The organism is Pseudarthrobacter siccitolerans (assembly GCF_001046895.1).
In the GTDB taxonomy this organism is placed as follows: Bacteria; Actinomycetota; Actinomycetes; order Actinomycetales; family Micrococcaceae; genus Arthrobacter; species Arthrobacter siccitolerans.
Window position 1 is genome coordinate 287398 of sequence record NZ_CAQI01000053.1, and the last position, 23999, is coordinate 311396.

A 23999-nucleotide genomic window follows, 5' to 3' on the forward strand; every position below is an offset into this window, starting at 1 on the left:
GCGGCCCTGGAAGGGAGTACCCGAAACAGATGAAGCAGTAACCGGGCTCACCTCCTTTGGCCATGGCTGGAATCCAATGCTAAACCGCAGTTCCACCGAATGCGGGCACTTTGTTGGCAGGATGGAGCTATGACTTCCCCCGCCCAGCACCCCATCATCTGGATCGGCACCTACACTCCCGACGGCGGCGGCCGGGCAGAAGGGATCGGAGCCCTGTCCGCCCACCCTGACGGGACGCTGGAATGGCGGGGTACGGCAAGCAAGGCGGATTCGCCGTCGTTCGTTGCTGTCCACCCCAAGCTGCCCGTGGTGTACGCGGTGGCCGAGCAGCGCAAGATGGTGCGGGCCTTCCGGCGAACAGGCGATTTCGGCCTTGAGCCCCTGGGCGACCCGCAACCCGCTGGAGAAGCGACGTGCCACGTGGCGGTAGACCCGCAGGGACGCTTCCTCACCGCCACCTGCTGGGGAGATGGCCAAGTACTGCTCTACGAACTGGATTCCAACGGCGGCATCACGGCACGCTTTCCCGCGCCCGCTTCAGTGGATCCACACTCCGCCCAGACCCCGGGTGAACCCCGGCAGAGCCGCGCCCACGCCAGCCTTATGCTGCAGGACGGCCGGATCATGACAACAGACCTGGGGCACGACACCCTCCGCATCTGGAACTACGTGCCCGGATCAGGACTGGAAGCAGATCACGAAGTCGCCCTTCCCTTCGGCTGCGGACCCCGCCACCTCGTTCAGCACGCCAGCGGCAACGTCTTTGTGGTTTCCGAATACTCCATCGAGGTCTTCGTGGTCCGGCCCGAGGCCGGGACATTCGAACTCGTTTTCCGGGGCCCCGCGACCTCCGGCGGCAGCATGCCGGATGACTCCGCCGCGGAAATCTGCCTCGACCGGCAGGGAAATCACGCCTACGTCGGCGTCCGCGGTTCCAACCTGGTCAGCGTCCTGGACGTCGCTGCCGACGGGACGGAGCTGCTCCCCGTCCAGGACTTCCCCAGCGGAGGCAACTGGCCGCGCCACCACATTGTCAGGGGACAATGGCTCCACGTTGCCCACGAACGCTCGGACAACATCGCCACTTTCGAGCTGGACGCAGCAAGCGGGCTCCCCGGGCCCCTGGTCCACGACCTGCGGACACCGTCGCCCACTGCCCTGGTGCCGGCGCCCGGACAGTAAGCAGGCCGTTAGCAGGCCACCGCAGGACATAGCCCAGGTGCACTAATCCGGGTTGCCCAAGGCTTTTCCTAAACGCTGGAGTTATCCAGTGCAAGCGCTTACAGTTGTGACGTGGTTCACAGGGGCAAGGGGGCCTTGTTGACCCGGCAGCCTCATGCCACACCCCCTGCCCCGGCAAGCCTGTACAGCAGCGCAGCTACCAGGAAAGGTCTCTTCCTTGATATTCCGCACCCTCCCCGGCGCATCCCCACGCGCCGGAACGAACACCAGAACAAGCCTCACATTATCCATCACACCCCGTCCATCATCCAGCCGCCTTACCGCCGGCCAGCGGGTTCAACCCGTCAGCAGAACATCAATGCGTTCAGCCGCTGCCCTCGTTGCCGCCGTGGTCGCCATTTCTGCCTCGGTTCTTCCCGCCCAGGCTGCCCCCGGCGGCAAGGACCCGGGGTCGAACGGGCAAGGCAACAAAAACCCGGGCTCGACGTCGGCCCTGCACAGCCTGCGGGCGCCCGTCACGGACGAGAATTTCTACTTCGTTATGGCCGACCGCTTCAGCAATGGGAGCAGCACCAACGACGACGGCGGTCTGGGCAGTGATCCCATGGTGTCCGGCTTCGATCCCACCAAAAAGGGTTTCTACAACGGCGGCGACCTGGCCGGCCTGCTCGACAAGATCGACTACATCCAGGGCCTGGGCACCACTTCCATCTGGCTGACCCCCAGCTTCAAGAACAAGGCGGTCCAGCCCGAGGACAAGTCCGCCGGCTACCACGGCTACTGGATCACTGACTTCACCCAGATCGATCCCCACCTTGGCACCAATGACGAACTCAAGGCACTGATTGACGAAGCGCACAGCCGCGGCATGAAGGTGTACTTCGACATCATCACCAACCACACCGCTGACGTCATTGGCTACGAGGAGGGTGCCCGGAAGGGCTATGTCTCCAAGGACGCGGTTCCGTACAGAACGGCGGAGGGAGCCGCATTCGATGACCGGGACTACGCGGGCACCGGGAACTTCCCCAAGCTCAGCCCAGCCACGTCGTTCCCCTACAAACCGGTGCTGGAACCGGGCGAAGAAAACCTGAAGGTTCCCGCCTGGCTGAACGATCCCACGCTGTACCACAACCGTGGCGACACAACGTTTGTGGGCGAGGACTCGTTCTACGGTGACTTCTTCGGCCTGGATGACCTTTTCACCGAACACCCCAAGGTGGTGGACGGGATGAAGGACATCTACAAAACCTGGATTGGCGACTTCGGCGTGGATGGCTTCCGGATCGACACCATGAAGCACGTCAACAACGAGTTCTGGCAGGAATTCGGCCCGGACGTCCTCAGCTACGCCAAAGAGCACGGCAAGGACGAGTTCTTTATGTTCGGCGAGGTCTTCGACACCACCAAGAGCTTCACCTCGCAGTTCACCACCCGGAACAGCATGCAGGCAGTACTGGACTTCCCCTTCCAGGACGCGGCACGGAACTTCGCGTCCAAGGGCCATGACGCCACCGCGCTGGAAACATTCTTCGCCGGTGATGACTGGTACACCGACGCTGATTCGAACGTCTACCAGCTCCCCACTTTCCTGGGCAACCACGACATGGGCCGCATCGGCAGCTTCATTGCCGCGGACAACCCCGGATCAACCGACGCTGAACAGGTGGCCCGAGACCAGCTCGCCCACGAGCTGATGTACTTCTCCCGCGGCAACCCGGTGATCTACTACGGCGACGAGCAAGGTTTCACCGGCCCGGGCGGCGACCAGGACGCCCGGCAGACGCTTTTTGCCAGCCAGGTGCCGGAGTACCTCGACGACGACCTGCTGGGCACTGATGCCACCCACGGCACGGACAACTTCAACACAGGGCATCCGCTTTACGCCAAGATCAGCCAGCTCGCGGAACTGACCAAGGAACACCCGGCACTGCGCGACGGCGCCCACCAGCACCGGTACGCTTCGGACGGTCCCGGCATCTATGCCTTCTCCCGCACCGACGCCGGGGACCAGCGTGAGTACGTGGTGGCCCTGAACAACAGCGAGCAGCCGCAGACCGCCGAGGTTCCCACCTACATCGGCAAGCGCAACTACACCCGGATCTATGGTGAAGGTGCGGATGAGGCCAAGACCTCGGAAGACGGCAAGCTCGCCGTCACGGTTCCCGCGCTTTCCGCTCTGGTGTACCAGTCCTCCGGCCGGATTCCGCACTCCAAGGCGGCACCCGCCGTCGTCCTCCAGGCGCCGGCCCCGGCGCAAGGTGACAACGGGCGGCTTAAAGTGACGGCCGACGTCGACGGTTCCTCGTTCTACGAGGTCACCTTCGAGGCCAGGACGGCAGGCGGCGAGTGGCAGCCCATCGGCACTGACGACACGGCGCCCTACCAGGTGTTCCATGACGTGGCGGCCCTGGATGCGGGCACTCCCGTGGAGTACCGCGCCACCGTACTGGACAACGGCGGCCACACCGCTGCCTCCCAGCCCCGCGCCGCCACCGTTCCTGCGCCAGTCCTCACTCTCCAGAAGCCCATTGAGGGCAGCAGCGTGAAGGGCTCCGTGGAGCTCAGCGCCACAGCCGACCCGGAGAAGGCCAGCCACGTGGTGTCCTTTGAACGCAGTGTGGCCGGCGGGGACTGGACCGCGGTGGGTTCGGACGACTCCTCCCCGGTGTACTCGGTAAAGGATGACGTGTCGGGCCTCGGGGACGGCACCCAGGTGCGGTACCGCGCCACCATGTCCGGCACCGGTTTCAACGCATCCAGCGAAGTCCGGACCGTCACGGTAGGCGACGCGCCGCAGCCTGATTCCGTCACCGTGGCAGGCTCCCTGAACCAGGCCATGGGCTGCGCTAAGCCGTGGGACCCCGAGTGCACCCAGGCCATGATGGTCCTGGACCCCGCGGACAACATCTGGCGCCTGACCGTTGATGCTCTTCCCGCCGGAAAGTACGAGTACAAGGCCGCACTCAACGGCAACTGGAACGTGAATTACGGAGCTGATGGCGCCTTCAACGGATCAAACATCGTGTTGGACCACCCGGGCGGCCCGGTGACGTTCCGCTACGACAACAGCACGCACCAGCTCAGCACGGTGTATGCGTCGCAGCAGCCGAAGGCCGTGTCTGTGGCCGGGAGCCTGGGGTCTGAGCTGGGGTGCAGCGCCGACTGGCTGCCCGAATGCGACCAGGCACAGCTGGCACTGGATCCGGCAGACCTGGTGTGGAAGCTGACCGTTCCGAACCTGCCGGCGGGCAGCTACGAGTTCAAGGCGGCCCTGGACCGGTCCTGGAACGTCAACTATGGCGCCAACGGCGGGCCGAATGGCGGCAACATTCCGTTTGCGCACGACGGCGGCCCAGTCACCTTCCGTTACGACCACTTCACGCATCTGATCAGCGCGGCGCAATAGCAACGTGGGCCCACACGCCGGGTCCCTGGCCGAGCTTGAGGCCTGGGCGCGAGTGGTGGGCCCACGCCCGCAGGGTTCCCTGGCCGAGCTTGAGGCCCGGGCGCGGGTGGTGGGCCCCCGCGTTGTTGCTGGCGGACCGCTTACCGGCAGGCCGTCAACCCTTGACGGCGTGCCCCAGGCTCGTGACAAGCCTCCGCACGGCATCCTCCGCGGTGGGCGGCGGGCCGAAAACTTCGGTCTGCCGCGCGGTGTCCGCAACGTACCTGCCGGTCTGGAACCAGCCCATCATGGCCGCCAGGTCCTTCGCCATCGGGTTGACCGGACCCATCACGGCACCCGCTGCCCGAACCACCCCGACGGGAACGGACTGGACACGGATCTCCTCGCCGGTCAGCCGCTCTGAAATATCGGCGAACTCCTGCATGGAGATGGGCCTGTCCCAGCCGATATCGATCCGCTGACCCTCCACCCCCGGAGCGTCAACGGCGGCCGCGAGGTATGCCGCCAGATCCGGGGTGAGCACGAAAGTCAGCGGGATTCCCGGCGAGCCGAACCACCTGACCCGATGCTTGGTGATGGGGTCGCCGCCAAACCGGGTCACCTGGTCCAGGAAAGCTCCCGGACGCAATGCGACAAACGGGACGCCCAGGGCCTGCAGCCTGTCCTCCATCAGCCGCTTGTGCCAAAAATGCGGCACCTCCGGCGTCTGGTCGCAGGTGAGGATGCTGGTGAGCACGAATCGGCGGATCCCGGCACGCTTGGCAGCATCAGCGAGGTTGGAGTTGCCCACAGTATCGATGTTCGGGTTGTCCCCCTTGCGGTGCCTGGTGTAACCGGCGGCCGAGGTCACCACCGCGTCGGCACCAGACATGGCGCGGACCAACGAGTCCGGGTCCATCATGTCCCCGCGTGCAATTTCCACCCCGGCTGACTCCAGCCGGGAGGCGTCCGAGCCGGGGCGTACCAGGGCACGAACGTGCTTACCCCGGTTCAACAGTTCGGTGACAACCTGGCCGCCCACCATGCCCGTGCCGCCTACAACGAGTACTGATCCTTCACGCATCGCCTTCTCCTGACTGTTGGCCCGGCTGTCGTGGGCAGCCTGGCTGGCCCGCCTGCGCTAGCCGTGCAGGGTCTCCTCCACCGCCGCCAGCAGTGAGTTGAACCGCGGGTTGGCGGGAAGATCATCCAGGAGGACAGGCCGCCCGTCCGGTCCTGCCAGGGGAACCTGCCAGTTCGGGTAGAGGGCTTCAGTGGTGCCGGGCTGGTTCTGGACCCGCCGCTCACCCACGGCATCCACCAGGGCAACACCAAGCAGGACCGACGGCGCCTGGGCCAGCAGCAGGTGCAGCGCCTCGATGGTCCTCTCTTCGTGTCCGGCCGCTCCCCCGGGCCCGTCCTCGGGCAGGTACCCGCGTTCGCGGAGCAGGGCAAACATCTTTTCCAGCGAGGCGTTGTGCTCTGCCCGCTCCTCCGCCTCCGAACGCTCCAGCAGGCCCAGTCCGCTCCGCAGGGCCACGTGGTCCCCGGCGAGGTAGCCCGCGGTGGGCGGCAGGTCGTGCGTGTTGACGCTGGCAAGCGCCTGCGTCCGGTACCTTTCCGGCGCAAGGGGCGAATCGCCGTCGTACTCAAACCAAAGGATGGACGTGCCCAGGATGCCGCGGGCGGCAAGGTAGTCCCGGACCCACGGCTCGAAGGTGCCCAGGTCCTCGCCGATCACCACGGCCCCGGCACGCTGCGCCTCCAAAGCCAGGATGCCGATCAGTGCCTCGTGGTCGTATTTCACGTACGCGCCATCGCCCGGAGCGTTCCCGGACGGGATCCACCACAGCCGGAAGAGGCCCAGGATATGGTCCACCCGAACTCCGCCGGCATGGCGCAGCACGGTGGCGAGCATGTTCCGGAACGGAATGTAGCCGGCCTCCGCCAGCCGTGCAGGGTGCCATGGCGGCTGCCCCCAGTCCTGGCCCTGCTGGTTGTACATGTCCGGTGGCGCCCCCACGCTGGTGCCTGGCGCCAGAACATCCCGCAGTGTCCAGGCGTCAGCGCTGCTGTGGTCCACGCCGACGGCAAGGTCGTGGACCACCCCAAGCCGCATGCCGGACCGCAGCGCCGCCCGCTGGGCGTCTTCGAGTTGTTCGTCGCAAATCCACTGGAGCCAGCGGTGGAACCCGATGCGGTCCGCCAGCCTTTCCCGCAGCGCTTCTGTCTGCGGCGTGCCCAGTGCGCAGGCCGGGTCCGACCAGAACGGGTCGCCGGCCGGCAGGTCCTCCCGGATCGCAGACCACAGGGCGAAGTCGTCAAGGCCCTGGCCGGAGATCCGGCAGAACTCGTCAAACGCGGCCTGCCGGGCCGGCGACCGGCGGGCATGGTAGAGCAACTCGAGGGCCTGCAGCTTGGCGGCGTACACGGCGTCGCGGTCCAGCCGGTTGCCCTCCTTGTTCAGTCCCGCCACCTCCTCGTGGAGCCTCTCCACCGTGGCGCGCTTGCGCGGCTTGAGGTAGGCCACTTCGGGGATGGCCTCAATGCGAATGTACAGCGGGTTGAAGAAGCGCCGGGTGGACGGCGAATACGGCGACGGCTGCAGGGGCGGAACCGGCTCGGCAGCATGCAAGGGATTGACCAGTACGTAGTCCGCCCCGCGGGTACCGCTGAGGGCAGCCAGGTCGGCCAGGTCGGAGAAGTCGCCGATGCCCCACGAGCGCTTGGAGCGCATGGAGTAGAGCTGGGTAGCCAGTCCCCATCCGCGGCGCTCTTCCAGCGGAGCTGCGGTGGTCAGCCGTGCGGGCACGACTACCAGGGTGGCGGACGCGGTGGTTCCTTCAGCTTCGGCGTGCAGGGTGTGCCATCCCAGCGGCAAGTGCTGCGGCAGGGCGAAGGTGGCACGTCCGGTCGCAACGCCGTCGACATCCCGCGGCTGCACCCAAAGATCCTGCTGGACTGCTTCTACAGACCCGGCCCCGCCTTCCAGGGTGATGCTCAGCCGGGCGGTAGCGCCGTCGCGCACGTGGACCGGAACCTGCGCCGGTTCACCCTGCTGGATCACGACGGCGGGCGGCAGCATCCGACGCCAGGGCGCCAGTTCGGCTTCCGCCAATGCCGCCTGGATGAGCTGGCTGGTGTGTGCCTGCACTCCGAGGGAGGCGAGGACTTTGATCAGGGTGTCTTCGGCAACATTGTGCGGCAGGCCGTCCCAGCCCTGGAAGGAGGTTCCCACCCCATGCGCATCCGCCAACTGCTGGAGGAGGTGCGGATCCACGGGCTCCCTGGCAGCAGTTTCACCGGCAGCCGGTGGAAGATCCTGCGCCTCTGTTGGCGCCGGCGATGGTGGGAACTGCTGCTGGTCTGAAGCCGTCATTCGTGTCCGCCTCGTCTGGTGTGATGTGGCCCGAACTTACAGTGCTGCCTGTTGCACCGGGCGTTTGCACCCCGCGCACAACCGTTGGTTCAGATTATTGCAGGCCGGCGCGCAGGTGAAACCCAGACTGGTTTGAGTCGGCATCAGGGGTCAAAATGCGTGCTGATTGTGCCCGTGCTGACCTGGCCGAGGATGTCCGCTGCGAGGTCGCGCAGCTTCCGGTTGCGGTGGCTTGAAGCCTTGGTGAGGACGGCCATGGCTTCCTCCTGCGAGCACCTGTTCTGAGCCATCACCACGCCGCAGGCCAGGTTGATGACTGTACGATGCTCCAGGGCCGCGGTGAGGTCCTCCGCGAGGTTCTGGGCATCAGCGATCCTCAGGGCCAGCCGCACTGCCCGTCCCGCCAGTTCGGCAAAACCTTCTGCCCGCCGTACCACCGCATCCGTGAAGAGGCCTGGTTCGGAAGCGAAGAAGTTCAGTGCCGCAGTGTGGCTGTTGTCCAGCGCGAGGGGCACGCCCAGCACGCTGGCACAGCCGTTGTCCTTAAGAAGCTTCTGATACTCAGGCCAGCGTGAGTCTGTTGCCACGTCGGCAAGGACCACGGGCTTCATCGTTTCCAGGGCTGTCAGGCACGGCCCCTGCCCCAGTTCCTGCTCGAGCTTGTCCAGCAGGGTTGCCCGCGCGCTGCTTCCGGCTACGGTGGCACTGCGCTTGCGCTGCCGGAGCGTAACCCCGCACTCAATGAGGGAACCTGCGGTCTCGCCAAGTGTCGAGGCAGCGAGAACGGACAGCTCGCCAAGGAACGCGCTCACGTTGGCGCTGCCGATAATCATGTCGTGCAGCTTGACGAACTGCTCGTCGCTGCTGGGAGTGTCCATGCCTCAATATATGCGACGCAGCCCCTGTCCTGCGCTCCACAAAACGTCACACCAGGCCCGGGCATTACTCCAAGAGTCGAAAAGAGAAGCACTAAGGCGGAGTTCTGCAGCAGCACCACCGATCTGTGTAGCCTCGTGACGATCAAGGGCATATGTCAAAAGCTGCATGCCGAAGAGACTGTGAGGAGACCGGAAAATGAGCCTCAGTGAACTGCGGGTGTTCGGGCGGTCAGGCACGCCGATCAGCCCGCTGACCCTGGGCACCATGAACTTCGGCGAGGGAACCGGCGGGCCGCCCGGTGCCCCCACCGGAGCCGAGGAGAGCATCCGGATCATCCACTCCGCGCTGGACGCCGGCATCACCGCCATCGACACCGCGGACGTTTACTCCCAGGGAGAGTCGGAGCAGGTTGTGGGGCGGGCATTGCGCGGACGCCGTGACGACGTCTTCCTGGCCACCAAGTTCCACGGCCAGATGAGCCCCAATCCTGCCCATTCCGGCAACTCCCGGCGCTGGATCACCCAGGCCGTGGAGGGCAGCCTCCGCCGTCTGCAGACTGACCGGATCGACCTGTACCAGGCGCACCGGCCGGACTACAACACCGATGTGCTGGAGACGATCACCACCCTCAACGACCTGATCAGGCAGGGAAAGATCCTCTACTACGGCACCTCGGTGTTCACCCCGGCGCAGCTGGTGGAGGCCCAGTGGCTTGCCACCACCAACCACCTGATTCCGCCGCTGGGGAACCAGGTGCCCTACTCGATGCTGGTTCGGGCCAACGAACGCGATGTGTTCCCGATCGCCCAGCAGTACGGGCTCGGCGTGCTGGCTTACGGCCCGCTGGCCGGGGGCTGGCTCTCAGGCAGCTTTGTCCTGGAATCGGGAACCGCCCCTACCCGGGTGCATTCACTGCCGGGCCGCTACGACATCTCCGGCCCGTCCAGCGAGCGGAAGCTGCACGCTGCGGATGCCTTGGCGCGGCTGGCCGACAAGCTGGAGCTGTCGCTGGTGGACCTCGCACTCGGCTTCGCCCTGACCCACCCTGCCATCAGCAGCGTGATCATTGGCCCGCGCAGCGAAGCGCACCTGGCCGCCTACCTGAAAGCGGCCGACGTCCAGCTCGGCGAGTCGGTCCTGGACGCGATTGACGACGTCGTGGCGCCTGGCACCAACTTCGTGGAGCGGGACGCGGGCGCCATCGTTCCCTCCCTTGAGTTCGCAGAATTACGACGCCGGTAGTCCAGTACCGCGGTGGGGCCGCCTGAGCGGGAGCCCGCGCAGCCCGTACCCTTGACGGAAGGCGGCAAGGCTCCTACGGTCAGTATCGATAGTCCCGAATTGAGATTTCAAGGGCGTCCAATGCCAATGTCCGAGGAGGAGCGCAGGCTCCTCAAGGAGCTGGAGCTCGGGCTGATAGCCGACGACCCCCACCTGGCGATGGAGCTGCTGTCCGGCTACCCATCGCGCCGGTTCAGGTCAGGCATTTACTACGGTTCAGCCGCGGGCTTGCTCGGCCTTGCGCTTTTTATGACCGGCATCGGCGCCTCCAGCATCGGAGTCGGCATCTGCGGGCTCCTTCTAATGGCCCTTGGCCTCTACCTCGCGCTGCGCAGGCGCAGGCCCAACCGCCAGGGACGGCACGGTCAGGCGGGGTAATCCGCCGTTCCCGGGGTCCTCATCCTGCTTTCAGAGCGTGGCAGCAGGAAAACCAGCCCCGCCAGGACAGCTGCCGCCCCGATCCAGCCCGCGGCGGGGAGGCGCTCCCCCACCACAAGGACTGCCAGCGCGGCTGCCACCACCGTTTCAACCAGGGAAAGGCCCGTGGCGGTGCTGGCACGGACACGGGCCAGGCCCCACCCGAACAGGACGTACCCGGCAAACATCGGGACGAGGGCCATATACGCTCCGACGCCGAAGCTGGTCCAGGATTCGGCGAGCGGGCGGCCGGTCAGGAGGAGTACGGGCATCAGCAGTACGCCGCCCATTCCGAACACGGCGCCCATGGTGGCCCGTGAGGAGAGTCCTCCACGAATCAGGCGATGCGCTGCCCACGAATAGAGGGCGTACGTCACGCCCGCAACCAGGCCCAACACGATGCCCGCCGGCGCGGCCCAGGAATCCAAGGGGGATCCCACTCCAGCCCCAGCAGCGTCGGCGCCCCCGGGCCGGTGTCCGGCAACGGACAACAGAACCGCCCCGCCCACGCCGAGCAGTGCCCCGGCCAGCCACCGGCGGGTGAGCGGTTTCTTGTCGGCCCAGCGCTCGATGACTGCTGCGGCCACGGGGGCTGAACCAATGGAAACCACGGTACCTACCGTGACGCCGGCAAGGTGCATGGAGGTGTAAAAGGCCAAGGGATAGACCGCAACGGCCGCCGCTCCCAACAACACCAGCCGCCATTGCTCCAGCAGGTCCCGCCATTGGCTGCTGATCGGCCTTGCTGCATACAGGGCCTGGAGCAGCCCCCCGATACCCATGGCTACGGCACCAATGGCAAGGGGACTCACTGCCGGGGCGAACGTGGCAGCAGTTCCGGTAGTCCCCCACAGAACCGACGCGGCCAGCACAAAAACAGCACCCCAGCGCGGCCCCTGCAGACCGCCGCTGCCAACCAGGACGCGGCTCCGCTGAAGCGGCGCGGAAGGGCGGCCGGTGGAACCCGTCACAGCTCGTCCAGCATCCGGGCGGCAATCGTCCGGCCCTGAAGGAGCCGGCTGTCCCCGCCTTCGAGTCCTGCCCGCACCATGGCGCCTTCCAGCAGGAAGGCCAGGTGTGCGGCCAGCCCTGCACGGCGTTCATCCTGCCCCGGCAGCAACTCTTCCAGGTGCTTGGCCAGGAGCGCCTCAACTTCTTCCTTATGTCGCCGGACGGCGAGCCGCCCCGGGCTTCCGGCAGGCAGTTCTGCCGCCGCGTTGAGCAGTCCGCAACCGCGGAATCCGTGCTTGTAGGCGAAGTTTGCGTGATCCACGTAGGCGTCGAAAATGGCAAGCAGCCGTTCCCGTGATCCGGCAGCAGCTTCCGCCCGCGCGCGGTACAGGCCGAGCCATTCTTCATGCCGGGCTTCGAGGTAAGCGGTCACCAGGTCCGCCTTGGAAGCGAAGTTGTTGTACAGGCTCTTTTTCGCCACTCCAGCCTCGGCCGTGATCGCGTCAATCCCGGTGGCACCAACACCCTGGGCGTAAAAGAGCCTTGCCGCGGCGTCAAGCAACAGCACGCGCGCACGTTTTTTGGGTGGCAGGGAGACATCGGTCGGAGACACTGGGGATCCTCTTCCTGGCGGGTAGGTAGACCAGTCTACCTACCATCTTGTCGTCAGCACCTTGCTTTCTCAGGATGTGGGTGATGAAACTCCTTGCCGGGCGTAACCTGAAGGCGGTTTCGGCGCTGAGGAGACGGCAATGGGTTCAATGGATGGTCGCCTTGCACTTGTCACGGGTGCGACAGGTGGTCTGGGGAAGGCGATTGCCGCGGGGCTGGCGCGTGAAGGAGCTGCGATCGTCGTCGTCGGACGTTCCACTCCTCGGGCGGAGGAGGCGATGGCGGGCATCCGCGGCCAGGTGCCGGACGCCCGGCTTGAGCCGCTTGCCTGCGACCTGTCGGACCAGGCCAGCATCCGGCGGGCGGCCGCGGAATTTTTCTCCCGCCATGACCGGCTGGACGTGCTGGTCAACGCTGCGGGCGTGTTCCGAAAGGAGCGCCACGTAACTCCTGACGGCCTTGAGTTGACTTTCGCCACCAACGTGATGGCCTACTTCCTGCTGACCAACCTGCTGCTGGATGCCTTGAAACGGGGCGGAGCGGGGACCGGTGGAGGCGCGGGGCGCATCGTGAACGTGGCCTCGAAATACGGCACAACAGCACTGAACTTCGATGACCTCCAAACAGCGAACGGCAAGTACAGCTACCTTCGCTCGACACCGCCCACCATGCTGGCCAGGGTCCTCCTCACCCAGGAGTTTGCCGAACGGCTCCGCGGTGCGGGCGTGGTGGCAAACGCAGTGCACCCCGGGCTGGTCAAAAACACTGGCCTGCTGCAGGACGTGGGCGGCCCGTTCCGCTGGATCACCAACACATTTGGCGGCCCTGCAGAAAGAGCAGCCGACACCGCCATCTGGCTTGCCAGCTCACCCCAAACCGCAGGGGTTTCCGGGAAGCTGTGGGCAAAGCGTAAGGAACTGCCCACGCCGGGGATGGGCTCGGATCCTGACGCCCGGAGGCGTTTATGGGAGGCCTGCAACCGGCTGGCAAAACTTTCCTGAGTTCCCGCCCATCCAGTGCGGTAGCGGCTCCGAACATCAGGGGAGAATACTCTCTTTGCGGCAGGCGGGGCCATGGACGAGCAGGACCAGCAGGCGCTGACCGCGGGAATCATTCAGGAGCACCATCTTGACCTGGCGCAGTTGTGGCTCGAATACATCGCTTTGGGCGGGAATGCTACGCAAGAGGAAATCAAGGACTACAGCGCGGGTCTCATCAGCCTTCCGGCCAAGGAACGCGACGTCCTGTCCCAGGCCGTCAATGAGCATTCCGACCCTGAAGGCCGCCCCCGTGAACTGCTGGCCATGGCCCCCTACAGCGACTCTCCCCTCACCAAGGTGGGAAAGGATCCCTCCGGCCCCGCCAGGTAGGGCTCTAGCCCCCAGCGCGGGCGTTGAGGGTGTCCCTGATTCCGTTCAACGCCGGATCCCGCAACGACATAAACGCCGGCTTCAGGAGCGGCTGGATGATTTTCGCCGGCCCCTTGATGCTGAACTCTGCGGTGTACTTCACCACGGATCCCGCGCCGGCGGGACTCACATCGATGGAGTCGAAGGCGGTCACGGTCTTGTTTTCGCCACGTAGCTTGATGTGGTTCTCCGTCAGCTCGATGACCTCATATTCCAGGGACTGCCGCTTCCCCCGGAACTCGGACTCGGCGTGGTACCGGTGGCCCACAGCAACCGGACCAGGCGTGAGTTTGTCCATCACCGGGGTGCTGGGATCCCACTCGCTGGTGTTCTCGAACTCCCGCATGTAGGCGAAGGCCTGGTCCGCGGGCAGTATTGTTTCCACGCTTCCGGTGACTGTAATCATCACCCCAGTGTAGGAACCCCGCTTCCGGAAGCCCACCCCTATCAGCGACGCGGCGCAAAGAGTTGGCCGGCTGCCATCTTGAAGCACAGTTTTCCGTCCAACTCCTGCGGCCTGATCCACACCTCAAAACCCTCTGCAGCCGCAAAGAGCGTCCTTCCACCGCTGGCATCAGCCGCGATCCACAAGGCTGAGGAATCGTCCATGGCGTCATCCACCACGCCTGCCCGGACGATCTCGAAGTCCTTGCGGACCTCCACCGGTGTTCCCACCAGCCGGCGCCAGTCGTGGTAGCGGTACGGCTTCACAGCGCTGTTCCTGCGTCCGGCCGGACTGTTAGTGGAGGTGGCTTCCGCCGTTGATGTCGATGGTGGTGCCCGTGAGGTAGGCGGAGTCCTCGGAGGACAGGAAGGTGATCACGGCTGCCACTTCCTCGGTAGTGGCGTTGCGGCCCAGCGGGATGCCGGCGTTGATGGCTGCCTCCTGCTCCTCGGTGCTGCCCACGCGGATGTTGGTGTCCACAGCGCCGGGGGTGATGGCGTTGACGGTGACGCCGGTGGTGCCGAGTTCCCGGGCAAGCGCCTTGGTGAAGCCGAGGATGGCTGCCTTCGCGGCGGAGTAGGGAACTTTGCCGAAGACGCCGCCGCCGCGCTGGGCGGACACCGAGGACATGTTCACGATGCGGCCCCAGCCGTTCTCGATCATGTCCGGCAGGAAGGCTTTGGTGACAAGGTAAGTGCCGGTGGCGTTGACATCCATCACCTTGTGCCACAGCTCCAGCGTGGTCTCGAGGAACGGGACGGGCGAGGTGATGCCTGCGATGTTGGCGAGGGCACCGACGGGCGGCAGGTTGCCCGCGGCAACCTCGGCGGCGACGGCGGCCTGTGCGGCCGTGACGGAGGCTTCGTTGGCGACGTCGATCTCGTGGCCGAAGGCGGGAACGTTGAAGTCGTTGCCGATTTCGGCGGCGACCTTGGCGGACTTCTCGCCATCGAGGTCCAGGATCACCACCGCCCAGCCCTGGTTGGCGTAGCGGCGGGCGGTAGTCAGCCCGATGCCCCGGTCCGAAGTTGCCCCGGTGAGTACGGCGGTGCGCTGAAGAGTGGTCATGGTTACTCCTTGGACGTGTGGTGGCGGTAAGCGGTACTTGGCCAAGGAGCCTCGTCGGTCCTTGTACTGCACGCTCTTGCTCAAGTGATGAGGAACACACTACGGCTTACACTGTTAACAGTCAACCTCAAACATTGACTGTTGACACGTGAGCATGATGGAAGTCACACTTAGGGATATCATTTGTTAACAGTCGACAGCGGCGGATCCTCAGCTGCCTATCGAAAGGGAACCACCATGAGCAATGAAGCTCTGAAAATGCGCGGCCATGTGCATGGCACCAAGGACGCCAAGCGCGTAGCTGTCGGCTCCGGTGTGGGCGCCGTCATTGAGACGTATGACTTCATCGGTTTCGGCACCGCCGCTGCGCTGTACTTCGGAACCGCGTTCTTCCCCACCGGTGATCCCGTCACCGGCACCCTGGCAGCTTTCGCCACCCTGGGCGTCGGCTTTGCCGCCCGCCCGCTGGGCGGAATCATTGGCGGACACCTCGGCGACAAAGTGGGCCGCAAGCCTGTGCTGGTCGCCTCCCTGATTCTGATGGGCGTCGCCACCTTCCTGATCGGCCTCCTGCCCACGTACGAGCAGGTCGGCTTGCTCGCTCCCGCGCTGCTGGTCTTCGTTCGCGTGGTCCAGGGCCTGGCCTTCGGTGCTGAATGGGGCGGCGCCATCCTGATGAGCTACGAGCACGCACCGTGGAAGTCCAAGGGCAAGTACACCGGCATTGTGCAGGCCGGCTTCCCGGTGGGCCTCCTCCTGGCCAACCTCGTCTTCCTGGTGAGCGTGAACCTGGGCGGCGAGCTCGCCTGGCGCGTTCCCTTCCTGGCGAGCATCGTGCTCGTTGCCGTCGGCCTGATCATCCGCTCCAAGGTGCCCGAGTCCCCCGTCTTTGACGAGGTCAAGGAGAGCGGCTCCATCGTCAAGAACCCCATTATCGAGGTCATCAAAACCGACTGGCGCAGCATCGTCCGCGGCATCGGCCTGCGCGTTGCCGAGACTGCCGGCTACGCCGTGTCCGTCACCTACATGATTTCCTACCTCCACACCCAGCAGTTGGCGGACAAGACGGAAACCCTTATCGCCCTCTGCATCGCCTCCGCCGTCGGCATCTTCGCCACCATGGCCTGGGCCCGCCTGACGGACCACGTCGGCCGCCGGCCCCTCTACATCTGGTCCACCGCTTTTGCCGCACTCTTCGCGATTCCGATGTTCCTGCTGGTCAACACGGGCATGTTCATCTTCGTCATCGCGACCATCGTGATCTCCTACGCGGTTTGCCAGAACTCGCTTGCCGGCGCCCAGGGGGCCTGGTTCCCGGAACTGTTCCAGGCCAAGACCCGCTCCTCCGGTGCCAGCCTGGCCTACCAGATTTCCGCCATGGTCTCCGGCTTCACCCCGTTCATCACCACCCTGCTGTTCGTCAGCTTCGGCTGGATGGGCCCGGCACTGCTCTTCGGCACCTACGCCCTGATCGGGCTCTGGGCCGCAGTGGCCACCCGGGAAACCTGGGGCAAGCGCGAACGCCAGCTGGCTGACGAAGCCACCAAAAGCACCCCCAACACCGTGAGCGTCTAATGACCGTCACGCACGAAACGAATACGGAGCACGCAATGCCAACACACACTGTCCAGGACCGCGCAGCAGCGGTCGGCGCACCCGGAAACGGAGCGGCGCGTGGCCGGGTAACCCAAGAGCGCATCGCAAAGGCCAGCGCGGCTGCCTACCGGATCCGGCATCACGCACTGAACATGGGCGAGGTCCAGGGCCAGGGCTATGTGGGCCAGGCCCTGGGTGCGGCTGACATGTTCGCCACGGTCTACGGTGACCAGCTGAACTTCCGTGCCGAGGACCCGCACTGGGAAGCCCGCGACCGGTTCCTGCTCTCCACCGGCCACTACGCGATTGGCCACTACGCTGCGCTGGCAGAGGCCGGCATCGTGCCGGTCGAAGAGCTCGAGACCTACGGTTCGGACGATTCCCGGCTGCCGATGTCCGGGATGTCCACGTACACCCCCGGCATGGAAATTTCCGGCGGTTCCCTGGGCCACGGCCTGACCATCGCCGTAGGTATGGCACTGGGCCTGCGCTACCAGGGCTCGAACGCCCGGGTGTTCAACTTCCTCTCGGACGGCGAACTCGATGAAGGTTCCACGTGGGAGGCGGCCATGGGCGCCCACCATCACCAGTTGGGCAACCTCACCGCGATGGTGGACATCAACGCCCTTCAGGCCGACGGCAAAACCGACACCGTGCTCCGCACCGAACCGGTCACCGAAAAATGGGAATCGTTCGGCTGGTACACCCAGCGCGTGGACGGCAACGACGTCGGCGCACTGCTCGCAGCCTTCGACAACGCAGCCGCCCAGGCCGCCGCCGTCGGACGCCCCTCGGTAATCCTTTGCGACACCAAGGTGGGCCGCGGCGTACCCCTCCTCGAAAATCGCGAAAAGGCGCACTTCATGCGCATCGAAGAACACGAATGGCAGACCTGCCGCGAGCAGCTCACCGCCGGTTATGAAGGAAAGGCTTCAGCATGAGCACCACCACCCAGGCCGCTTCGGCACCTGCAGCCACTACAACGGCGGCCAAGCCGAAGCTGAAGACGTCGGCGATGATCGCGTCCTTCGCCGATCCCGGCCAGAAAACCAGTTCCGCGCCGTTCGGGCACGCACTGGTCAAGGCCGCGCAGGAGAACGACAAGATCGTGGGCCTGACAGCTGACCTGGGCAAGTACACGGACATGCACATCTTCGCCAAGGCCTTCCCGGAGCGGTTCTTCCAGATGGGCATGGCCGAGCAGTTGCTCTTCGGCGCGGCTGCCGGGCTGGCCGAAACAGGGCTGGTGCCGTTCGCGTCCACCTACTCAGTGTTCGCCGCCCGCCGCGCCTACGACTTCCTTTGCCTGGATGCGGCCGAGCCGAACCTGAACGTCAACATCGTGGGCGGACTGCCCGGCCTCACCACCGGGTACGGCCCCAGCCACCAGGCCACGGAGGACATGGCGATCTTCCGCGGCATGCCCAACCTGACCATCGTTGACCCCTGCGACTCGATCGACATCGAACAGGCAGTCCCCCAGCTCGCAGCCGCTGACGGACCCACCTACCTGCGCCTGTTGCGCGGCAACGTCCCCACCGTGCTGGACGAGTACGACTACACGTTCGAACTCGGCAAGGCCAAGGTCCTGCGCGGCGGCAACGACGTGGTGTTCATTTCCTCCGGCCTGATGACCATGCGGGCGCTCCAGGCAGCCAAGGCGCTGGCGGCACATAACGTGGACGTCGCCGTCGTACACACCCCCACCATCAAGCCGTTCGACGCCGAAACCGTCCTCAAGGAAATCAACACCGACCGGCTCGCCGTCACCCTGGAAAACCATTCCGTGGTGGGCGGCCTGTTCGAAACGGTCGCCTCCGCCGTCGTCACCGCCGGGGTAGGCAAGCGCGTGGTCCCGGTGGCACTGCCGGACCAGTTCCTCGACGCCGGGGCGCTCCCCACACTGCATGACCGCTACGGCCTCGCCGTGGACCGTATCGTGGCGAAGGTGCTGGCCGAGCTGTCATAAGCGAAGACCGGGACAGATTTTAGCTAACGCAGAAAGCACGGCACCGCCCTCAGCGGACGCCGTGCTTTCTGCCGTACCATCGAGTAATGACTGTAAACAGTCAACTTAGAACATTGAGGACAGACGCCATGGCCGGAGTGACAGCACCGTTACTGGGACTGCAGAAAAAAAGCCTGCGCGAGCAGGCGCTGTCGGCGCTGAGGACCGCTATCACCAGCGGTGAACTCGCGCCCGGCCGGCACCTGGTGGAAACTGAGCTGTCCGAGATGCTGCAAATCAGCCGGGGAACCCTCCGCGAGGCCCTGCGCCAGCTCGAACAGGAGGGCCTGCTGTCCGCCGGGCCCCGCGGCCGGCTCTCCGTCCGGCACCTGGACGAAAAGGAGATTCGGGACATTTTCGCTGTCCGGGCAGCCCTTGAATCCTTGGCTGCGCGCACCCTGTGCGAGCTCCCGGACCGCGCCCACGTGATCCAGACCCTGCATCAGACAATTGACGTGATGGAGGCGGCCCAGGACGCGTCATTGGAGGAGCGGATCGAGTCCGACATGGAATTCCATCGCACTCTTTGCCGGCTGACCGGCAATGAGACCCTCCTCCACTCTTGGGAGTCGCTTGAAGGCTCCATCCGGATGTCCATCATGTTTGGCGGCCTGGAAAAGGGCGTCAAGAACATGAGCGTAGACCGTCACCGGGAGATCGTGGCTGCCATCGAAACCGGCGACGCGTCCCTCTCGCGCAAGACCATCCGGGAGCACATGGACAGCGCCGCCGCGAACCTGGTGGCCTAGTACCCCCGGCCGGGAATCCCTTTGAGTTGCTGACCGTTAACTGAATGTGCGGAAGAGTCCGCGCCTTCAGACGAGGGATTGAATGAACGCGAAGTTTGTATCAGTTGAAGACGACGCCGGGAAGGTCACCCGCTACGCCCGCCATGCCAACGGCGGCGGCCTCATCGCTCCGGGCGCAACTGTGGCCGGGAGCGCGACCATCGGTCCGATGACTTATGTGGAGTACGGTGCCCGGATCGGCTCGGGCTGCCGCATCGGGCACGGCAGCTGGATTGACCGCGATGCGACCATCGGCGACCGCACGGTCATCGGTGACGGCGTACGGATCGGCCGCGGCACGGTGGTGGGCAGCCGGGTGCACATCGGAAGCCATTCGAGGATTGGCTCCGGCGCGCTCATCGAGCACGGCGTGCACCTGCACGCGGACACAACAGTTCCCGACGGCGGGCACGTCCCGTTGAGTGCGCGGACCCATGCCCCGGATCAGGCGAAGCACCGGCCGCACCGGAAGAGCAAGGGCCGGATGGCGGCCTGAGTAGCTGCTCCAACGGGCGGGGCTCAACGTTGCCGGGCCCGGTGCGCGCGCCTGAGCTCCGGGCCGCTGCGTTCCGCGTCGCTCCTGCTAGGTCTCGGGCTGCCAGCAAGCCGCGCCTTTAGTGCCGCACCACCCCACACCAGGAGCATCAGGGCAACCAGCAGCAGGCCGGCGTCGCCGAGGTCTACGGACCCCAGCCAAGCCGTGAGGGGATCCTCCAAAGCGAAGGCGGCATCCGCAAACCCGCCCAGCGTGATGGCCGCGATGAACAACGCGGATACAGCGGAAATGCCCGTGACCAGGGCATTAAAGCCGAGTTTGCGCTGGGGGTCGGCGAGGGCCGAACGGTACATCCGCATCATGGCCAGCCCGTTCAGCGAATCGCATAGGGTCATGGCGGCCGTGAACGCGAGCGGCAGCGCCAGCAGGGCGAACGGCGGCACCCCGGCCAAGGACGCCGCCGTCGTCATCATCAGCAACCCGACGGTGGTGGCGGTGTCGAAGCCCAGTCCGAACAGGAAGCCGATGACGTAGATGTTCCGCGGCCGCCTCACCTTCGCAAGCGGACGGGCGAGAAGCCGGGCCACCAGCCCCTGGGGCTCCAGGTCCTGAGGAGCTATGGTGCCACCTCTGCGGGAGCGGCGGTAGGCGCGTGCCGAGCGGGCAAAGGCCGAGCCGTTGAACAGGCCCATCGCCAGCAGGAACAGCCCGGACACGCCGCTGCCGATCAGGCCGAGGACCAGGCTGCCCGTGGAGCCGTCCTGCATAACCTCCCCCACCATCGCGGCACCCGCAATCACCAGCACACCGGCGAGCGTCACCACGGAGCTGTGGCCCAAACTAAAGGCGAACCCAACGCTCACCGGATCCTGCCGGTCGGCCACAAACTTGCGGGTGGAGTTGTCTATGGCCGCGAGATGGTCCCAGTCGTAGCTGTGCTTCACGCCGGCGAGATAGGCGGTCGCTACCAGCCCCCAGGTGAGTGCCTGCGCACCGGTGCTGCCTGGCGTTCCGCTGAGGAGAAGTACGACGGCGGCGGCGTGCAGGGCGGCCACGGCACCGAACATGCACACCAGGCGGGTCCGCAGCGACAGTGTTTCCCGCTCCCGGTAGAGCGCGGCGATGTTCGTCATCAGTGCTTCCTCAGGTTCAGCGGTTCCTGGCCGTACCACCGCTTCCGGAGGAGGGCTATGCAGGCCCCAAGGAGGAGGTTCAGTTCGCCGGTGCTGTTCGAGAGCGCGCGCAGGACCAGCCCGGTGGTTCCCCCCACAGTGCGGGTGAGGGAGATTCCGGTCAGGGCATCGTTTTCCGAGGTCAGGCGGTGCAGGTCATCGGCGAGCGCCTGGTCCACCCGCGGGTCCACCACGATCATCGAGCCGAGGTGGCTGAACCCCTCCATAAACCCCAGCCCAGTCACATCGCCCGACGGCGGCCGGATCAGCAGGTTGTCGAGCGCCAGGAGTTCGCTGCCTTCGTCCGTTTCAACATGGATCCCGTTCCGGAGCCGCACTTCCTCGTACCGGAACGCGGCTCCGTCGGGCGACCACCCCGGCGTCACCACTTCAGCCATGACCAGGCTCGACGTCGGCCGTAAGGTCACCGAGGTCCGTTGCCGATAACTTGCCTCCCGGTAGGCAATGAGCTGGTCAGGCACAAGCTCCAGCCGCGCTGCCTCCCCCAGCCGAATTGCCATCCGCTGCTCAGCAAAAGACCCCGGAGTCCGATAAACCTTCGTCGCGGACTGGGTAGTGAGAACAAGCTCCGCCCCTGCTTGCACCTCAACATCCAGCAGAAAAAGATCCGCCCCAAGATAAGCCCCGCCAGGATTCACCACGACGTAGCAAACCTGCCCCGAGTCATCGAGGTAGTGCGGTCGAAGAACCCGAAGAGCGCCCTGATGGAACTGTGTGGCAGCGATGGACCTACCAGCCCGAGCCTCGATGCCGAGCTCTAAGCGCCCCATCGGTGGTGCTTGTCCGTGGCTGGGTCCGGCGGCTTCGCCGGATTTGGGGCCGTGCCCGCTTCGCGGTGCCCACCACGCCGCGGCCCCCAAATCCGGCCTCGCCGCCTCTGCGGTCAAGTCACCTTCAGGCGCCACTTGGGGAACCGTCGTCACTGAGCGAGGTCAAGCATCAGGACATCGCGCCTTACCCAATCGATGACCTTGTCCAGGCCCTCGTCAGTTTTGAGGTTGGTGAAGCAGAACGGCTTGTTCCCGCGGAACTCTTTGGAGTCCCGTTCCATGATGGACAGGTCCGCGCCGACGTGGGGTGCGAGGTCGGTTTTGTTGATGATGAACAGGTCGGACTTGATCATTCCCTGGCCGGCTTTGCGGGGGATTTTTTCGCCCTGGGCTACGTCGATGATGTAGATGGAGAAGTCGACGAGTTCGGGGCTGAAGGTGGCGGAGAGGTTGTCGCCGCCGGATTCGACGAAGATGACCTGGAGGTCGGGGTGCCGGGCTTTGAGTTCCTCAATGGCGGCGGTGTTCATGGAGGTGTCTTCGCGGATGGCGGTGTGCGGGCAGCCGCCGGTTTCGACGCCGATGATCCGGTCTTCGGGGAGGATGCCGTTTGCGGCGAGGATTTTGGCGTCTTCGATGGTGTAGATGTCGTTGGTGATGGCCGCCATGGAGATTTCGCCGCTCATGTGCCGGGTGAGGCGCTCCACTAGCTGGGTTTTGCCGGCTCCGACGGGTCCGCCGATGCCGATCTTGATGGGTTCGCTCATTGTTTCCTCCTTGAATCCAAAAACACGGTTAGTGATCAAACGCAGTTAGCTCATGAACATCCGGGCACGTTGGCGTTCGTGCCGCATTTGCGCGATTTCGAGCCCGGGGCTGACGGCGCCGAAGTCGTCCGGCGCCAGGTGCGGGATCCGTTCGACGGCGGCAGCAACGTCGTCGGCCGCTTGCCGCAGCAACCGCTGGCCTGCGTTTTGGCCCAGCGGGATGGCACGGACGGCGTTCTGCGTCAGGGAGGTGACGGTGGCGAAAAGGTAGGCGGCAAGTGCCTCCGGCAGCGGCACGCCAAGTGAACGGGCGACGACGGCGAACGCCAGCGGCTGGTGCCCGGCGGCCCGGCCCTTGGTCACCAGGTCCCGGTACAGCCCCAGCTCCGCAGAGGGAAAGACCTCCACCCCGATCTCAAGCAACCGAAGCCCCATCTTCACGGAAGCCTCCCGAACCTGCCGAGGCAAGAGCGAAGCAGAGAGGAGAGCATCAAGTTCAAGAACATCAGCCCCGTCAAAAAGGAACCGAATAGCCAACCCGTCCGAGTAGGTCAACTGCTGAGAGATAAAAGCAGCCAACCACCGCCGAAAAGACCCCTCATCCCGAACCATCCCGGCGTCGATGTAGGACTCAAACCCAAGCGAGTGAGCAAAAGCCCCAGTAGGAAGCGCCGAGTCAACAAGCTGCTGCAAAGCAAGCTGGTAACTGCTCACCGCACGGCCGCCCAACGCAACGCAGCAAAGCGACGGCCCGGATTGGGGGCCGCGGCGTGGCGGGCACCGCGGAGCGGGCACGGCCCCCAATCCGGGGCGGCGCACCCAGCTTCAACGCCCTGTGGAGCGCGCAGCGCGGCGACAAGATAATTAGTGCGAGTGTTCAGCATGGCGGAAAGGAACAGGCATAACGCGTTCCTGCCGGGAGTAGGGCACGGAGGCGTGGACGAGGTAGTCCTCGACGGTGTGGTCGTAGGCGCACACCATGACGTCCGCTTTATATTCGGATGACGAGTCGAAGAACTGGGCCTGGAGGTGCCGGTTGCCGAGGGAGTGGGCCACGACGCCCATTTCGTGGATGCTGCGGGGCGCGATCACGAGCACGTCGGTGGGCAGCACGGACACCACGATCATGTTGGACTCTTCAACGTGCAGGATGTCGCCGTCGCGCAGGTCCCCGGAGCCGGAGGGGAGGCGGATGCCGATCTCCTTGCCGTGGTCGGTGGTGGCGCGCTGGATGCGCTTGACCAGCTGGGCGCTGGGGAGGACCACTTTTTCCTGGTGCAGGTTGGCGTAGGTGTGCGGGTCCGGCAGTTCGTGCAGGTTGCCGAGGACTTTTTCGATAATCATGGGTGGCTCCGGGGTCAGGAGGTGCT

The 23999-nt window shown here is 65.3% G+C and carries 24 protein-coding genes; 11 read left to right on the plus strand and 13 right to left on the minus strand.

Annotation, left to right across the window (positions count from 1 at the left end; translation table 11 throughout):
- Positions 1–129: 129 nt before the first annotated feature.
- The gene (locus tag ARTSIC4J27_RS18435; RefSeq protein ID WP_083435530.1) at positions 130–1182 is read left to right on the plus strand and encodes a lactonase family protein; all 1053 of its coding nucleotides are present in this window, start codon (positions 130–132) and stop codon (positions 1180–1182) included.
- A 358-nt stretch (positions 1183–1540) separates the two neighbouring features.
- Positions 1541–4591: an alpha-amylase family glycosyl hydrolase gene (locus ARTSIC4J27_RS18440; RefSeq protein WP_152683916.1), complete on the plus strand. Its 3051-nt coding sequence runs from the start codon at positions 1541–1543 to the stop codon at positions 4589–4591.
- A gap of 154 nt (positions 4592–4745) precedes the next feature.
- On the opposite strand, the gene ARTSIC4J27_RS18445 is transcribed toward ARTSIC4J27_RS18440, so the two are convergent.
- From ARTSIC4J27_RS18445 to ARTSIC4J27_RS18455, 3 genes are all read right to left on the minus strand, one after another.
- A complete protein-coding gene (locus ARTSIC4J27_RS18445) occupies positions 4746–5654 on the minus strand; it encodes an NmrA family NAD(P)-binding protein (protein ID WP_050056644.1) in 909 nt (302 codons plus the stop codon).
- 57 nt (positions 5655–5711) lie between these two features.
- Positions 5712–7949 carry a 4-alpha-glucanotransferase gene (gene malQ, locus ARTSIC4J27_RS18450; protein WP_083435531.1) on the minus strand — a complete coding sequence of 746 codons (2238 nt, stop codon included), beginning with the start codon at positions 7947–7949 and terminating at the stop codon, positions 5712–5714.
- A gap of 143 nt (positions 7950–8092) precedes the next feature.
- Positions 8093–8827, minus strand: a complete 735-nt coding sequence (locus ARTSIC4J27_RS18455; protein ID WP_050056646.1) for a GAF and ANTAR domain-containing protein — start codon at positions 8825–8827, stop codon at positions 8093–8095.
- A 196-nt stretch (positions 8828–9023) separates the two neighbouring features.
- Between ARTSIC4J27_RS18455 and ARTSIC4J27_RS18460 the strand changes: the two genes are divergently transcribed.
- Together ARTSIC4J27_RS18460 and ARTSIC4J27_RS18465 are read left to right on the plus strand one after the other, a co-directional pair.
- The gene (locus tag ARTSIC4J27_RS18460) at positions 9024–10070 is read left to right on the plus strand and encodes an aldo/keto reductase (RefSeq protein ID WP_050056647.1); all 1047 of its coding nucleotides are present in this window, start codon (positions 9024–9026) and stop codon (positions 10068–10070) included.
- Between the two features lie 120 nt (positions 10071–10190).
- Complete coding sequence (locus ARTSIC4J27_RS18465; protein WP_050056648.1) at positions 10191–10487, plus strand: DUF3040 domain-containing protein; 297 nt, start codon at positions 10191–10193, stop codon at positions 10485–10487.
- Here the strand turns inward: ARTSIC4J27_RS18465 and ARTSIC4J27_RS18470 are convergent.
- Together ARTSIC4J27_RS18470 and ARTSIC4J27_RS18475 are read right to left on the minus strand one after the other, a co-directional pair.
- The gene (locus tag ARTSIC4J27_RS18470; protein ID WP_407681139.1) at positions 10475–11497 is read right to left on the minus strand and encodes a DMT family transporter; all 1023 of its coding nucleotides are present in this window, start codon (positions 11495–11497) and stop codon (positions 10475–10477) included. The two genes, ARTSIC4J27_RS18465 and ARTSIC4J27_RS18470, sit on opposite strands and share 13 nt — an antisense overlap.
- Positions 11494–12045 carry a TetR/AcrR family transcriptional regulator gene (locus ARTSIC4J27_RS18475; protein WP_152683917.1) on the minus strand — a complete coding sequence of 184 codons (552 nt, stop codon included), beginning with the start codon at positions 12043–12045 and terminating at the stop codon, positions 11494–11496. Before ARTSIC4J27_RS18475 ends, ARTSIC4J27_RS18470 begins: the two co-directional genes overlap by 4 nt.
- A gap of 184 nt (positions 12046–12229) precedes the next feature.
- Between ARTSIC4J27_RS18475 and ARTSIC4J27_RS18480 the strand changes: the two genes are divergently transcribed.
- The gene (locus tag ARTSIC4J27_RS18480; protein ID WP_235436755.1) at positions 12230–13090 is read left to right on the plus strand and encodes an SDR family NAD(P)-dependent oxidoreductase; all 861 of its coding nucleotides are present in this window, start codon (positions 12230–12232) and stop codon (positions 13088–13090) included.
- A 72-nt stretch (positions 13091–13162) separates the two neighbouring features.
- Positions 13163–13459, plus strand: a complete 297-nt coding sequence (locus tag ARTSIC4J27_RS18485; RefSeq protein ID WP_050056650.1) for a hypothetical protein — start codon at positions 13163–13165, stop codon at positions 13457–13459.
- A gap of 4 nt (positions 13460–13463) precedes the next feature.
- On the opposite strand, the gene ARTSIC4J27_RS18490 is transcribed toward ARTSIC4J27_RS18485, so the two are convergent.
- From ARTSIC4J27_RS18490 to ARTSIC4J27_RS18500, 3 genes are read right to left on the minus strand one after another with little or no spacing between them, the layout of a single operon-like run.
- Positions 13464–13904 carry an SRPBCC family protein gene (locus ARTSIC4J27_RS18490; RefSeq protein WP_050056651.1) on the minus strand — a complete coding sequence of 147 codons (441 nt, stop codon included), beginning with the start codon at positions 13902–13904 and terminating at the stop codon, positions 13464–13466.
- A 41-nt stretch (positions 13905–13945) separates the two neighbouring features.
- Positions 13946–14209, minus strand: coding sequence for a hypothetical protein (locus tag ARTSIC4J27_RS18495; protein ID WP_050056652.1), 264 nt, complete (start codon positions 14207–14209; stop codon positions 13946–13948).
- A gap of 28 nt (positions 14210–14237) precedes the next feature.
- Complete coding sequence (locus ARTSIC4J27_RS18500) at positions 14238–15011, minus strand: SDR family NAD(P)-dependent oxidoreductase (RefSeq protein WP_050056653.1); 774 nt, start codon at positions 15009–15011, stop codon at positions 14238–14240.
- 237 nt (positions 15012–15248) lie between these two features.
- On the opposite strand from ARTSIC4J27_RS18500, the gene ARTSIC4J27_RS18505 reads away from it, so the two are divergent.
- From ARTSIC4J27_RS18505 to ARTSIC4J27_RS18525, 5 genes are all read left to right on the plus strand, one after another.
- Positions 15249–16586 carry an MFS transporter gene (locus ARTSIC4J27_RS18505; protein WP_050056654.1) on the plus strand — a complete coding sequence of 446 codons (1338 nt, stop codon included), beginning with the start codon at positions 15249–15251 and terminating at the stop codon, positions 16584–16586.
- A gap of 35 nt (positions 16587–16621) precedes the next feature.
- Positions 16622–17548, plus strand: coding sequence for a transketolase (locus ARTSIC4J27_RS18510; RefSeq protein WP_050056655.1), 927 nt, complete (start codon positions 16622–16624; stop codon positions 17546–17548).
- Positions 17545–18576, plus strand: coding sequence for a transketolase family protein (locus ARTSIC4J27_RS18515; protein ID WP_050056656.1), 1032 nt, complete (start codon positions 17545–17547; stop codon positions 18574–18576). The genes ARTSIC4J27_RS18510 and ARTSIC4J27_RS18515 overlap by 4 nt, the downstream gene beginning before the upstream one ends.
- 128 nt (positions 18577–18704) lie before the next feature.
- Positions 18705–19364 carry a GntR family transcriptional regulator gene (locus ARTSIC4J27_RS18520; protein ID WP_050056657.1) on the plus strand — a complete coding sequence of 220 codons (660 nt, stop codon included), beginning with the start codon at positions 18705–18707 and terminating at the stop codon, positions 19362–19364.
- An 82-nt stretch (positions 19365–19446) separates the two neighbouring features.
- Entirely contained in the window at positions 19447–19899 is a 453-nt protein-coding gene (locus ARTSIC4J27_RS18525) for a transferase (RefSeq protein ID WP_050056658.1), read from the plus strand.
- A 23-nt stretch (positions 19900–19922) separates the two neighbouring features.
- Here ARTSIC4J27_RS18525 and ARTSIC4J27_RS18530 read toward each other — a convergent pair whose 3' ends face one another.
- The 5 genes from ARTSIC4J27_RS18530 to ureE all read right to left on the minus strand — a co-directional run bounded on the left by ARTSIC4J27_RS18530 (position 19923) and on the right by ureE (position 23973).
- On the minus strand, positions 19923–21032 hold the full coding sequence (locus ARTSIC4J27_RS18530) for a HoxN/HupN/NixA family nickel/cobalt transporter (RefSeq protein ID WP_083435532.1): 1110 nt from the start codon (positions 21030–21032) through the stop codon (positions 19923–19925).
- Positions 21032–21862 (minus strand): urease accessory protein UreD, encoded by an 831-nt coding sequence (locus ARTSIC4J27_RS18535; RefSeq protein ID WP_050056659.1) that lies wholly within the window; start codon positions 21860–21862, stop codon positions 21032–21034. Before ARTSIC4J27_RS18535 ends, ARTSIC4J27_RS18530 begins: the two co-directional genes overlap by 1 nt.
- Positions 21863–22011: 149 nt before the next feature.
- On the minus strand, positions 22012–22629 hold the full coding sequence (gene ureG / locus ARTSIC4J27_RS18540) for an urease accessory protein UreG (RefSeq protein ID WP_050056660.1): 618 nt from the start codon (positions 22627–22629) through the stop codon (positions 22012–22014).
- 45 nt (positions 22630–22674) lie between these two features.
- On the minus strand, positions 22675–23343 hold the full coding sequence (locus ARTSIC4J27_RS18545) for an urease accessory protein UreF (RefSeq protein WP_050056661.1): 669 nt from the start codon (positions 23341–23343) through the stop codon (positions 22675–22677).
- Between the two features lie 150 nt (positions 23344–23493).
- Positions 23494–23973, minus strand: coding sequence for an urease accessory protein UreE (gene ureE / locus ARTSIC4J27_RS18550; RefSeq protein ID WP_050056662.1), 480 nt, complete (start codon positions 23971–23973; stop codon positions 23494–23496).
- Positions 23974–23999 lie beyond the last annotated feature (26 nt).

Coding starts and splice junctions, on each gene's coding strand:
- ARTSIC4J27_RS18435 (WP_083435530.1), top strand. CDS start 130: ATGACTTCCCCCGCCCAGCACCCCATCATCTGGATCGGCACCTACACT.
- ARTSIC4J27_RS18440 (WP_152683916.1), top strand. CDS start 1,541: ATGCGTTCAGCCGCTGCCCTCGTTGCCGCCGTGGTCGCCATTTCTGCC.
- ARTSIC4J27_RS18445 (WP_050056644.1), bottom strand. CDS start 5,654: ATGCGTGAAGGATCAGTACTCGTTGTAGGCGGCACGGGCATGGTGGGC.
- malQ (WP_083435531.1), bottom strand. CDS start 7,949: ATGACGGCTTCAGACCAGCAGCAGTTCCCACCATCGCCGGCGCCAACA.
- ARTSIC4J27_RS18455 (WP_050056646.1), bottom strand. CDS start 8,827: ATGGACACTCCCAGCAGCGACGAGCAGTTCGTCAAGCTGCACGACATG.
- ARTSIC4J27_RS18460 (WP_050056647.1), top strand. CDS start 9,024: ATGAGCCTCAGTGAACTGCGGGTGTTCGGGCGGTCAGGCACGCCGATC.
- ARTSIC4J27_RS18465 (WP_050056648.1), top strand. CDS start 10,191: ATGCCAATGTCCGAGGAGGAGCGCAGGCTCCTCAAGGAGCTGGAGCTC.
- ARTSIC4J27_RS18480 (WP_235436755.1), top strand. CDS start 12,230: ATGGGTTCAATGGATGGTCGCCTTGCACTTGTCACGGGTGCGACAGGT.
- ARTSIC4J27_RS18485 (WP_050056650.1), top strand. CDS start 13,163: ATGGACGAGCAGGACCAGCAGGCGCTGACCGCGGGAATCATTCAGGAG.
- ARTSIC4J27_RS18490 (WP_050056651.1), bottom strand. CDS start 13,904: ATGATTACAGTCACCGGAAGCGTGGAAACAATACTGCCCGCGGACCAG.
- ARTSIC4J27_RS18500 (WP_050056653.1), bottom strand. CDS start 15,011: ATGACCACTCTTCAGCGCACCGCCGTACTCACCGGGGCAACTTCGGAC.
- ARTSIC4J27_RS18505 (WP_050056654.1), top strand. CDS start 15,249: ATGAGCAATGAAGCTCTGAAAATGCGCGGCCATGTGCATGGCACCAAG.
- ARTSIC4J27_RS18510 (WP_050056655.1), top strand. CDS start 16,622: ATGCCAACACACACTGTCCAGGACCGCGCAGCAGCGGTCGGCGCACCC.
- ARTSIC4J27_RS18515 (WP_050056656.1), top strand. CDS start 17,545: ATGAGCACCACCACCCAGGCCGCTTCGGCACCTGCAGCCACTACAACG.
- ARTSIC4J27_RS18520 (WP_050056657.1), top strand. CDS start 18,705: ATGGCCGGAGTGACAGCACCGTTACTGGGACTGCAGAAAAAAAGCCTG.
- ARTSIC4J27_RS18525 (WP_050056658.1), top strand. CDS start 19,447: ATGAACGCGAAGTTTGTATCAGTTGAAGACGACGCCGGGAAGGTCACC.
- ARTSIC4J27_RS18530 (WP_083435532.1), bottom strand. CDS start 21,032: ATGACGAACATCGCCGCGCTCTACCGGGAGCGGGAAACACTGTCGCTG.
- ARTSIC4J27_RS18535 (WP_050056659.1), bottom strand. CDS start 21,862: ATGGGGCGCTTAGAGCTCGGCATCGAGGCTCGGGCTGGTAGGTCCATC.
- ureG (WP_050056660.1), bottom strand. CDS start 22,629: ATGAGCGAACCCATCAAGATCGGCATCGGCGGACCCGTCGGAGCCGGC.
- ureE (WP_050056662.1), bottom strand. CDS start 23,973: ATGATTATCGAAAAAGTCCTCGGCAACCTGCACGAACTGCCGGACCCG.